This window comes from Clostridium sp. (assembly GCF_030532265.1).
GTDB lineage: Bacteria > Bacillota > Clostridia > Clostridiales > Clostridiaceae > Clostridium.
Genome location: NZ_JAUNLM010000076.1, coordinates 1 through 6,704 on the forward strand (window position 1 = coordinate 1; position 6,704 = coordinate 6,704).

Consider the following 6,704-nt stretch of genomic DNA (forward strand, 5'->3'; position numbering starts at 1 on the left):
AAAATATAAATATATTAAAATTATAATTATATTGTAGTTTGTAATGTTAATATATTTGAAAAATAAACATCTTTATTACTTAACAATTAAACTGTATAATAGTACAAAATGAAAATAAAAAGGAATGAGAAGATGAATAAAAATTTTAAGACAATACTTTATTTTATTATAGTTATACTTATAATTTCAGCAATATTTAAATTGTTTATAAAGATATTACCTTATATGATTTTATTGATTTTGGCACTTTGGATTATCAGTAAGGTTAATGGTTATATAAATAGAAATAAAAAAACAAGTGATACTTATAGTAATCAATCAGATGATAATTATTCAAATATAAATGATGATGGTATATTTGATGATGATTTTGAGGATCCATCAAAAGCAATAGATGTTGATTATGAAGAAGTAGATGATAAAAAATAAGATGTAGTTAATTTAAGAGGTGATGGCGTGAATTTTAGAAAGTTAAAAATATTTTATGAAACAGCTCAGACATTGAATATGACTAAAGTAGCAAAAGCATTGTATATAAGTCAGCCATCAGTTAGTCAAGCTATACAAGAATTAGAAGATGAAATTGGTGTTAAAATGTTTGACAGAATAGGAAAGAGATTGAGTTTAACTTATGAAGGCGAAGTATATTTAAATTATGTAAGGAGAGTTTTGAATCTTTATGATGAAGGATTAAATAAAGTTAGAAATATAAATAATAATAATGAAGGAAAAATTGTTATAGGAGCAAGCACAACTATAGGAATATATATCCTTCCTGATATCATAAAAGATTTTGTTGAAAATAATGAAAGAATAGAGATATCACTTATAATAGAAAATACTGAAAAAATAGAGCAGCTAATTTTAGAAAATAAAATAGATTTTGCATTTGTTGAAGGAAAAGTACATTCAGAAGAAATTATTTATGAAAATTTTTGGGAAGACGAACTTGTATTTATAAAGAAATATAATACAAAATGGGAAGAGATAGAATATATAAGTAAGCTTGCTTTAACTAAAGAGAAATTTATTATGAGGGAATTAGGTAGTGGAACAAGGGAAATTGTTGAAAAATATTTAAAAGATAATAATATAGATTATAATATTTTTATGGAACTTGGAAGTACTGAAGCTATTAAAAAGAGTGTTGAAGCAGGACTTGGAATTGGTTGTATATCAAGTCAATGTATAAAAGATGAAATGCAAAGTAAAAAAATAAGTAAATTAACATTTAATAAAAATAAGATAAAGAGAAATTTAAATCTTATAATACATAAAGATAAATTTATAAGTAATAATATGAAACTTTTTATAGATAAAGCTAAAGAAAAAAATATGTAAAAGACTTATTGAATTTAATAGACCTCATAATGTATAATTACATTAACAATAAATGGAAATGAGGGTGTAAATGGGGAAGGTATTAATTTTATCGAGGGGAACTGGACAAGCTAAAGAGTTTAAGAAAGCTCTTGAAAAATACACAAATGAAAATGGTATGGTATTAAATTATATATTTTCTAATGAAGAAAACATGAATAGATATATAAAAACCGAAGATATAAATGTTGTTTTAATATCTCCAGAGATGATGTTAGTAGAAGAACAAATAAAGCTTGAATTAGAAAAGAATAAACTTCCATATATAGAATTAAGGCCAGTAGATTTTGGACTAAAAAGAATTGAGAAAGTTATGCCTCTAATAAATAAATACCTATAAATAGTTCTTATTTTTAGGAGGAATTTTATATGGGATTTAAAAAAACAGTAGAATTGGATTATCCTTTAGAAAAGGTTTTTAAAGTTTTTATAAAAACTGCAAAAAAGGATTTTCCAAAATTTAATGAAAAGAATCCTTTAGGAGCAAAAGCTAATAAAAAGATTAAATCAGGTTCACAAAGAACAGTAAATATTAGGGTTGAAGTAACGGCATATGAAAAAGATAAGCTTTATCAAATAACTTCTGTGAGAGATAAGCTTATGTGTATTTCAACATACCGTTTTGAAAAATCAAAAGATAATAAAACATTATTTTCTTTAGAGGAAAATGATAATACAACAGGAGTATTTTCGGGTATTAATGCATTTTTACAAAATATATTATTTAGAAAAAGAATTACAAATAAGTTTAACCATTTAGTTAGTGGACTTGAATTTGAAATACAAAGTTATGATGAAAGAGTTCAAAAAAGTGTAAAAAAAGAAGATGTTAATAAATAAAAAAAAGTTGACCTATAAATTAGGCCAACTTTTTTATTTATATTGCAAAATTACCATTTTTAAAAACTTGAACTTTATTACCTTCTTTAGTTATTCCAATTATGTCTAAATCTTTTGATCCAATCATAAAATCTACATGAGTTAATGATATGTTAGATTCAGCATTTAAAAGTTCTTTGTCATTCATTTGTTCACCATTTTTTATACATGAAGGATAAGCTTTTCCGATAGCTAAGTGACATGATGCATTTTCATCAAATAAAGTATTAAAAAATAATATATTTGAATTAGAAATTGGAGAATTATAAGGAACTAATGCAACTTCTCCTAGATATCTTGAACCCTCATCTGTATCTAATAATTCTTTTAATGAATCATATCCTTCTTCAGCAGTAAAATCTATTATTTTTCCATCTTTAAATGTAAATGAAAAATTATCTATTAAATTTCCACCATAGTTTAATGGCTTAGTTGAATAAACAGTTCCGTTTACTCCATTTCTTTTTGGTGTTGTAAATATTTCTTCAGTAGGCATATTTGCTATAAATTCAACACCATCTTTAGTAATATCAGATCCTCCACACCATATGTGATTTGGAGCTAGAGATAATTCTAAATTAGTTCCTAATGAATTTGTGAAAATTAATTTATCAAAATTATAATTTTGAAGTTTTTTCATATTAGATTTTAAGTTATTAGAATGATTTGTCCATTCAGTAATAGGATCTTCTGAATTAAGTCTCATTACATTAAAGATAGCTTCAAAAAGTTTTTCTACTGCTTCATCTTCTGAAACATCATTGAATATTTTAGAAGCCCATGCTTTAGTTGGCATTGATATTACGCACCAAGCATTTTCGTTATTCATAAGTTTATCTGAATAATTTCTAAGCGCTATACTTCTTGCTTTACTTGCAGAACTTATTTTTTTTGAATCAATGCCTTTAAATAATGAAGGGTCACTTGCTGATATTGAAATAAATGAAGCACCATTATCAGTAAAATAATTATATTTATCTATTTCATATTGAGGAATTTTTGATAAAGTTTCTTCAGAAGCATTTTTAAAACGTATTTTTGTAAATAGTTCATCAGAATAATTTATATATACATCTTTTGCTGATGCTTTAAAGGCTTCTTCTGCTAGTAATCTTGCAAAGTTTGAACATTCAATTGGTGAATTAATAAATAGAAGTCCATCTTCTTGAATGTTAACACCCTTTTTTATAACTAGATTGGCGTATTTTCTTAATAGGTCATCAAAATTTTTCATATTTTAAATACCTCCTAAAGTTTTATTTTCTATTATTTTACTATAAAAAGTAAATACTATACAAAAAACAATCTGTAAACAAAGAAAAAGCATATTTCTTGTAACTGTTTATGATAAGTAATATAATATATTTACTTGAATTTATTATTATATGAGAATGGAGGGCTTTAATTTGACAGATATTCTACAAACATTAGTAGAAAAAAATAAAATCTACGGACAGGAAGGAAAGCTTGCTTCATATATTCCCGCTTTACTTAAGGCTGATGTAAATGATTTAGGTATAGCTGTAGTAGACTTAGATGGTAAAGAAAGTTTTGCAGGAAATTGCGATAAAAACTTTACAATACAAAGTATATCTAAAATTGTTAGTTTAATGATAGCACTTAGTGATAATAAAATGACAGATGTTTTTAAAAAAGTAAATGTTGAACCAACTGGAGAAGGCTTTAATTCTATAGTTAAGCTTGAAACTACAGAAACGGGAAGACCTTATAATCCAATGATTAATGCTGGAGCTATAGTTACTACATCACTTATTAAAGGTGAAACAGAAGAAGAAAAACTAAAAAAACTTATAGATTTTATGAAGAAAGCTACAAATAATCCTAATATAAAGATAAATGAAGAAGTATATATATCAGAAAAGTTAACAGGAAATAGAAATAGAGCATTAGCTTACTTTATGAAAAGCAGTGGCATATTAGAGGGAAATGTTGAAGAAATTTTAGATCTTTATTTTAGGCAATGTTCAATTGAAGCCAATGCAAAAGATTTAGCTAGACTTGGAGCTGTTCTGGCAAATGATGGAATAATTCCATGGAGTGGGGAAAAATTAGTAGATAAGAAAATATGCAGAATAGTTAAATCTATAATGGTTACTTGCGGTATGTATGATGCATCAGGGGAATTTGCGGTTAGAATAGGAATACCAGCTAAAAGTGGAGTTGGTGGAGGAATAGTTGGAGCTGTTCCTAAAAGAATGGGAATAGGAGTATATGGTCCTGCATTGGATGAAAAAGGAAATAGTATTGCAGGTCTTAAAATTTTAGAGGATTTAGCAAAAGAATTAGATCTTAGTATTTTTTAATTATAAAGTGTATTTTAAAAATTAAGGTTATAGCAAAATGAAGCTAGGACATAATTAATAATGAAAGATAGAGAAATTTTCTTAAGTTTGGAGGAAAGTATGAAGAAATTACTTATATTAGATTCAAATTCATTGATGAATAGAGCCTTTTATGCGTTACCACCTCTTACAAATAGTGAAGGGGTTCACACTAACGCTATATATGGATTTACAAATATGTTATTAAAAATGAAGGGGGATATAAATCCAGATTATATAGTTGCGGCTTTTGATAAAAAAGCTCCAACTTTTAGACATAAAGAGTATGATGATTATAAGGCTGGAAGAAAAAAGATGCCAGAAGAGCTTGCAGAACAATTTCCGATTATTAAGGAAATGCTTAAGCTTCTTGGAATAAAAATATATGAAATTGAAGGTTTTGAAGCTGATGATATTATAGGAACTACAGCAAAGCTTGCGGCAAAAGAAGGAATGGAAGTATTTATAGTTACAGGAGATAAAGATGCTCTTCAACTTGCTGATAATAACATAAATGTAATTATAACAAAAAAAGGTGTATCAGAAACAGCACAATACAATAAAGAACAGTTTATTGAAGAATTTGGAGTTACTCCAACTCAATTTATAGATGTAAAAGGTCTTATGGGTGATAAATCTGATAATATACCAGGAGTGCCAGGTGTTGGAGAAAAGACAGCTTATAAATTAATAAAAGAATATGGTTCTGTTGAAGGTGTATTAAATAATATAGATAGTATTAGTGGTAAAAAATTAAAAGAAAATCTTGAAACTTATAGCGAACAGGCAATATTCAGTAAAAAGCTTGCAACAATAATGGTTGAGGTTCCACTAGATAATATAATTGAGGATATAAAAAATGTAGAAGAGATGAATAAAAGTGGATTAAAAGAATTATTAATAAAACTTCAAATGAAATCTTCTTTAGCAAAATTTATTGGAGAAGATGAGGAAACTAAAGAAATAAATTATGAAGTAATTAATTCACAAGAGCAATTAAGTAAGTTTTTAAAGGATAATAAAACTTATTACATAGCGTATAGTATATTTGAATCTTCATTAAATTCAAATAGAAAACTTAAAGCATTATATTTTGGAAATAATAATTCAACAACTATAGTTAATTTTGATGAACTTATAAAGGATGATGAAGAAAAAATAGTTTCTATATTAAAAGAGTTTTTTGAAAATAAAGATAAGATAAAAGTTATACATGATGGTAAATCTCTAATAAAAGCTTTAAATAAAATTAATATAAAAATAAATGGATTTGAATTTGATACAGCAATTGCTTCTTACATTATAGATTCTTCAAAAGGTCAATATCCTTTAAGTGATGTTATTATGACGTATGTAGGTGATGAAATTCAAAAGGGCGAAGATGAATTAAAATATGGAGCAGCTTATATAGAAACATTATATAAAATTTTAGTAGATAAGATTAAAGAAGAAAAAATGGAAGAACTTTATTATAATGTTGAACATCCGCTTATATATGTGCTTGCATCAATGGAGGACGAAGGTTTTGAAGTTGATGAAACAATTTTAGATGAATTAGCGGTTAAGTTTAAGAAAGAAATTGATATAGTCCAAAAAGAAATTTATGAAATGGCTGATATAGAATTTAATATAAATTCTCCAAAGCAACTTGGAAAAATATTGTTTGAAAAATTAGATTTACCTGTTATTAAAAAAACAAAGACAGGATATTCAACTAATGCAGATGTTTTAGAAAAGCTTAGAGATAAACATCCTATAATAGATAAAATAACTTACTATAGGCAAATAAGTAAAATAAATTCAACATATGTTGAGGGAATGAAGCCATTAATAGATGTAGATGGCGCTATTCATAGTACATTTAATCAAACTGTAACAACAACAGGAAGATTATCAAGTACAGAACCTAACCTACAAAATATTCCTATAAGATATGAAATGGGAAGAGAAATTAGAAAGATTTTTATAACTAAAAATAAAACAGATAAGCTTTTATCAGCAGATTACTCACAAATAGAACTTAGAGTTTTAGCTCATATAAGTGGTGATGAAAATATGATAAATGCATTTAAACATCATAGTGATATTCATACAAAAACAGCA

At 26.0% G+C, this 6,704-nt stretch carries 7 protein-coding genes; 6 read left to right on the forward strand and 1 reads right to left on the reverse strand.

Annotated elements, in window-relative coordinates; genetic code table 11:
• Nucleotides 1-132 precede the first annotated feature (132 nt).
• From Q4E08_RS11090 to Q4E08_RS11105, 4 genes are all read left to right on the forward strand, one after another.
• Complete coding sequence (locus Q4E08_RS11090) at nt 133-429, forward strand: hypothetical protein (RefSeq protein WP_303130963.1); 297 nt, start codon at nt 133-135, stop codon at nt 427-429.
• Between the two features lie 27 nt (nt 430-456).
• A complete protein-coding gene (locus Q4E08_RS11095) occupies nt 457-1,341 on the forward strand; it encodes a LysR family transcriptional regulator (RefSeq protein WP_303130965.1) in 885 nt (294 codons plus the stop codon).
• Between the two features lie 70 nt (nt 1,342-1,411).
• Entirely contained in the window at nt 1,412-1,720 is a 309-nt protein-coding gene (locus Q4E08_RS11100) for a hypothetical protein (RefSeq protein ID WP_303130967.1), read from the forward strand.
• Nucleotides 1,721-1,749: 29 nt separating this feature from the next.
• Nucleotides 1,750-2,220: a DUF3284 domain-containing protein gene (locus tag Q4E08_RS11105; protein ID WP_303130968.1), complete on the forward strand. Its 471-nt coding sequence runs from the start codon at nt 1,750-1,752 to the stop codon at nt 2,218-2,220.
• 37 nt (nt 2,221-2,257) lie between these two features.
• Here the strand turns inward: Q4E08_RS11105 and Q4E08_RS11110 are convergent, their stop codons facing one another.
• A complete protein-coding gene (locus tag Q4E08_RS11110) occupies nt 2,258-3,493 on the reverse strand; it encodes an aminopeptidase (protein ID WP_303130970.1) in 1,236 nt (411 codons plus the stop codon).
• A gap of 172 nt (nt 3,494-3,665) precedes the next feature.
• Between Q4E08_RS11110 and glsA the strand changes: the two genes are divergently transcribed.
• Nucleotides 3,666-4,583 (forward strand): glutaminase A, encoded by a 918-nt coding sequence (gene glsA / locus Q4E08_RS11115; protein WP_303130972.1) that lies wholly within the window; start codon nt 3,666-3,668, stop codon nt 4,581-4,583.
• Between the two features lie 99 nt (nt 4,584-4,682).
• Nucleotides 4,683-6,704: DNA polymerase I (gene polA / locus Q4E08_RS11120; protein ID WP_303130973.1), on the forward strand; the 2,022-nt coding region annotated here is incomplete at its 3' end.

Excerpts from the sequence above, each read along its gene's own strand:
- Q4E08_RS11090 (WP_303130963.1), top strand. The coding sequence starts at position 133 with ATGAATAAAAATTTTAAGACAATACTTTATTTTATTATAGTTATACTT.
- Q4E08_RS11100 (WP_303130967.1), top strand. The coding sequence starts at position 1,412 with ATGGGGAAGGTATTAATTTTATCGAGGGGAACTGGACAAGCTAAAGAG.
- Q4E08_RS11105 (WP_303130968.1), top strand. The coding sequence starts at position 1,750 with ATGGGATTTAAAAAAACAGTAGAATTGGATTATCCTTTAGAAAAGGTT.
- Q4E08_RS11110 (WP_303130970.1), bottom strand. The coding sequence starts at position 3,493 with ATGAAAAATTTTGATGACCTATTAAGAAAATACGCCAATCTAGTTATA.